Here is a 4,905-nt window from a genome sequence, read left to right as displayed (position 1 = left end):
GTGAATACCATCTCCATACAAACGATTGGTTGCTGAAATAAGAAAGATGCCCTAAGGCGTCTTTCTTTTATCTGGAGTCTGGAGCAAACCGGTTAGGAGGTCTCTCCCCTCACTGCCAAGCCCCGCAACACAATCAGATCGGGGTGATGGAGGTGATATGAGCCGACCTATCCAGGGATTGGAAGATCTGCACCACGGCTTCTCCGTGGATGGGGTTGGACAGCGGCACAGTGCTCTTGCATTTGAAGCGGTAATTGGTGCCGGCCACCACCTGGGTGGAGACTTCAAAGGGTTGGTACTGTACCCCGACAAACCCTTCCAGCGCCTGGTTGAATACCGCCTGATCCTTGGCACTCAGCTTGTGGTAGGCAGTCCATCCACCCAACAACACTGCTTGTTCTGACATAACAGACTTACTTGCCCTACTCGTTTGGCTGTTCGGATTCCGCACCGTTTATTCAAGTAGTGTCCAGACTCCACCGGGGGCCATACCAGATATCGGTATGTCTGGTGCCGACAGTGCATATGAAAGCTTTGCTGTCGCCCCCTCCCCTTCTGCCACGACCGCCGCCTTACGGCGTAGGTCTTAATTGGCACGGCAGAGCCTAGTGCGAGATCCAGACCCTTATGACAGAGGCTGGTAGGTGAGAAAGCGGCTAGCGAGGGGAAAAGTGAGGCGCAAACGATTGGAAAAAGAAAAGGCGCCTCAAGGGCGCCTTTTTGACAGTTTTGCGTGATCGCAGGGAGAGGCGTTAACCGCTTATTCCCATTCGATGGTTGCGGGCGGCTTGCCGGAGACGTCGTACACCACGCGAGAGATGCCGTTGATCTCGTTGATGATGCGGTTCGACACGTGGCCGAGGAAGTCGTACGGCAGGTGAGCCCAGTGGGCGGTCATGAAGTCGATGGTCTCGACGGCGCGCAGCGCAATGACCCAGTCGTACTTGCGGCCATCGCCCATGACGCCGACGGAGCGCACCGGCAGGAAGACGGCGAACGCCTGGCTGACCTGGTTGTAGAGGTCGGCCTTGCGCAGCTCTTCGATGAAGATGGCGTCAGCCTTGCGCAGCAGGTCGCAGTACTCTTTCTTCACTTCGCCAAGCACACGCACGCCCAGGCCCGGACCCGGGAAGGGGTGACGGTAGAGCATGTCGTAGGGCAGGCCGAGTTCGAGGCCGACACGGCGCACTTCGTCCTTGAACAGCTCGCGCAGCGGCTCCACCAGACCCATCTTCATCTCTTCCGGCAGGCCGCCGACGTTGTGGTGGGACTTGATCACGTGAGCCTTGCCGGTCTTGCTGGCAGCGGATTCGATGACGTCCGGGTAGATGGTGCCCTGGGCCAGCCACTTGGCGTTCTTGAGCTTCTTGGACTCGTCGTCGAACACTTCGACGAAGACGCGGCCGATGGTCTTGCGCTTGGCTTCCGGCTCGTCAATGCCCGCGAGGGCGGAGAGGAAGCGCTCTTCGGCATCGACCTTGATGATGTTCAGGCCGAAGTGATCGCCGAACATGTCCATCACCTGCTGGCCTTCGTTCAGGCGCAGCAGGCCGTTGTCGACGAAGACGCAGGTCAGGCGATCGCCGATGGCGCGGTGCACCAGCATGGCGACCACGGAGGAGTCCACGCCGCCGGAGAGGCCCAGGATCACCTCGTCGTCACCCACCTGCTCGCGGATGCGGGCAACGGCGTCGTCGATGATGGTGGCCGGGGTCCAGAGGCACTCGCAGCCGCAGATGTCCTTGACGAAGTGCTCCAGCATGCGGGCACCCTGACGGGTGTGGGTCACTTCCGGGTGGAACTGCACGCCGTAGAAGCGCTTGGCTTCGTCGGCCATGGCGGCGTGGGGGCAGGTCGCGGTCTGGGCAATGGTGGTGAAGCCGGCGGGGATCTCGGTGACCTTGTCGCCGTGGCTCATCCAGACATCCAGCAGGGCATTGCCGTTGTCGGCAATGGCGTCTTCGATGTTGCGCAAGAGGGCGCTGGTCTTGCCGGACTGGCCCAGCACTTCGACCTGGGCGTAGCCAAATTCACGCAGGTTGGAGGACTGCACCTTGCCGCCGAGCTGCTCGGACATGGTCTGCATGCCGTAGCAGATACCGAACACCGGCACACCGGCGTTGAACACGTACTCGGGGGCGCGCGGGCTGCCCGCCTCGGTCACGGATTCCGGGCCGCCGGAGAGGATGATGCCGCTCGGATTGAACTCGCGGATCTGCTCTTCGGTTACGTCCCAGGCCCACAGCTCGCAGTAGACGCCGATTTCACGGACGCGACGGGCGATGAGCTGGGTGTACTGGGAACCGAAATCCAGGATAAGGATACGGTGGGCGTGAATGTCTTTAGTCATTTTATTCCTGCATCAGGCTGATGTTGTCACAAAAAGCACGGGATAAAAAAAGGGTGGAAAAACGGGGCGCAGAGCCCCGTTTCATCAGCCCATCCGGTAGTTGGGGGCTTCTTTGGTAATGGTCACGTCGTGAACGTGGGACTCTTTCATCCCGGCGCCCGAGATGCGCACGAACTCGGCCTTGGTGCGCATGTCGTCGATGGTCGCGCTGCCGGTCAGACCCATGGAGGAGCGCAGGCCGCCCATCTGCTGGTGGATGATCTCTTTGAGGCGGCCCTTGTACGGCACGCGCCCTTCGATCCCTTCCGGCACCAGCTTGTCGGCGGCGTTGTCGGTCTGGAAGTAACGGTCGCTGGAGCCCTTGGACATGGCACCCAGAGAGCCCATGCCGCGGTAGGACTTGAAGGAGCGGCCCTGATAGAGCTCGATCTCGCCCGGCGCCTCTTCGGTACCGGCAAACATGGAGCCCACCATGACGCAGCTTGCGCCCGCGGCGATGGCCTTGGCCACGTCGCCGGAGAAGCGGATGCCGCCATCGGCAATCACCGGTACGCCGGTGCCTTCCAAGGCGTCGACGGCGTCGGAGATGGCGGTGATCTGGGGCACGCCCACGCCGGTCACGATACGGGTAGTACAGATGGAGCCCGGGCCGATACCGACCTTGACGGCGTTGACACCCGCTTCCACCAGCGCCTTGGCGCCCGCGGCAGTGGCGACGTTGCCGCCGATGATTTGCAGGTCAGGATAGGCTTCACGGGTCGCCTTGATGCGATCCAGCACGCCCTGGGAGTGGCCGTGGGAGGAGTCAATCAGCAGCACGTCCACACCGGCTTCCACCAGGGCGGCGACGCGCTCTTCGTTGCCTGCGCCGGCACCGACGGCGGCACCGACCCGCAGACGGCCACGCTCGTCTTTGCAGGCGTTGGGCTTGCGCTCGGCTTTCTGGAAGTCCTTCACGGTGATCATGCCCTTGAGCTTGAAGTCGCCGTTGACCACCAGCACCTTCTCGATGCGGTGCTTTTGCATCAGAGCCACCACCTCTTCACGAGGGGCCCCTTCACGCACGGTCACCAGACGATCTTTCTGGGTCATGATCTGTTCGACGGTCTGGGAGAGATCGATGACGAAGCGCACGTCACGGCCGGTGATGATACCCACCAGCTGGTTGCCGTCAGTCACCACGGGGTAACCGGCGAAACCGTTCTTGTGGCTCAGCTCCTTGATCTGGGCGATGGTCATGTCAGGGCGCACGGTAACGGGGTCGCTGACCACGCCGCTCTCGTACTTCTTGACCTTGCGCACTTCGGCAGCCTGCTGCTCGATGGACATGTTCTTGTGAATGAAGCCGATACCGCCTTCCTGGGCCAGTGCGATAGCCAGACGGGCTTCGGTCACTGTGTCCATGGCAGCGGAGATCATCGGAATATTCAGCGTGATCGCAGACGTGAGCTTGGTACGCAGGTCGGCGGTATTGGGGAGAACAGTGGAGTGGGCTGGAACCAACAGTACATCGTCGAAGGTCAGCGCTTCTTTGGCAATCCTGAGCATGGCAATATCTCACCGTTGAGGAGTGGGGGTGTAAAATATTGCCGACAAATTTTACTCATGCATTGGGCAGTGGTAAAGAAGTTTTTTGAATTTTTTATGGCGTAGCCCGATTTAACGCCACCAACAGGGCAAAAAACCAATAAATTCAGCCGTAACCATGCCGTTTTTCCCGACAAGATGATCTTTTTTGCCGTTGAGCCCCTTTCTGCCGCCAGTCTCCCGGAACGGCCTTTTTTCCCTCTCAGCCGTCAGCCAGACCGGGGTTCAGTTCCCCTGATAGCGGCCCGGCTTGTGCCAGTTCATCAGCATGGCGTTCATGGCCAGCGCACTCAGGGTTGACCAGAGCAGCAGGGGAAGCGGCAGGGTGAGCAGAGAGAGCGCAAACACCAGCACATCCAGCACCATCTGGCTCTTTCCCGCATTGATGCCGGTGCGCCGTTGCAACCAGAGCGTCACCACGCCGGTGCCCCCCACGGAGGCATTGTGGCGCGCCAGAGACAAGACCCCCATGCCGAGGAAGGTTCCCCCCACCAGAGCGGCAAACAGGGGGTGGACATAGCTCACCGTCAGCAGCAGCGGCACCGCCTGGGTGGCAGCCGAGAGGGCGACGTTGACGATCAGCGTCTTGAGGGTGAAGGCGCGCCCCATGGTGACGTAGCAGAACACCATGAAGGGCAGGTTCACCAGGAAGAAGAGCACGCCGATGGGCAGGGTGCTGACATGGGCGATCAGCAGGGCGATGCCCGCGATGCCACCGGTGATCATGCCGGAACACTTGAGCAGATTGAGCCCCACGGCGATAAACATGACCCCGAGCACCATGCCGTAGACATCGTCCTTGAGGGTATGGGCCAGCCCCCTGCCCGCAGCCGCTGGCTGCATGGTCATTTCACCTTCCATATGACTCCTTAGATCCGATGTGATGGTGGCATCCGTTGCCCGACAACCAGGCCGCATTGGGGCTGATGGCGGCGACCCGTTCACCTTGCCGTCCCCACCCCCAATCT

At 60.8% G+C, this 4,905-nt stretch carries 4 protein-coding genes; all 4 read right to left on the bottom strand.

Going from position 1 to position 4,905, the window contains the following annotated elements:
- Positions 1–133 precede the first annotated feature (133 nt).
- Positions 134–406, bottom strand: a complete 273-nt coding sequence (locus tag BN1120_RS08800) for a hypothetical protein (protein WP_042015671.1) — start codon at positions 404–406, stop codon at positions 134–136.
- Between the two features lie 354 nt (positions 407–760).
- A complete protein-coding gene (guaA, locus tag BN1120_RS08795) occupies positions 761–2,350 on the bottom strand; it encodes a glutamine-hydrolyzing GMP synthase (RefSeq protein WP_010674550.1) in 1,590 nt (529 codons plus the stop codon).
- An 84-nt stretch (positions 2,351–2,434) separates the two neighbouring features.
- Entirely contained in the window at positions 2,435–3,898 is a 1,464-nt protein-coding gene (guaB, locus tag BN1120_RS08790; RefSeq protein WP_010674549.1) for an IMP dehydrogenase, read from the bottom strand.
- 264 nt (positions 3,899–4,162) lie between these two features.
- Entirely contained in the window at positions 4,163–4,798 is a 636-nt protein-coding gene (locus tag BN1120_RS08785; protein ID WP_010674548.1) for a YitT family protein, read from the bottom strand.
- Positions 4,799–4,905: the final 107 nt, after the last annotated feature.

The sequence above is a fragment of the Aeromonas caviae genome, assembly GCF_000819785.1.
GTDB lineage: Bacteria > Pseudomonadota > Gammaproteobacteria > Enterobacterales > Aeromonadaceae > Aeromonas > Aeromonas caviae.
This window is presented reverse-complemented; position numbering and strand designations above follow the sequence as displayed.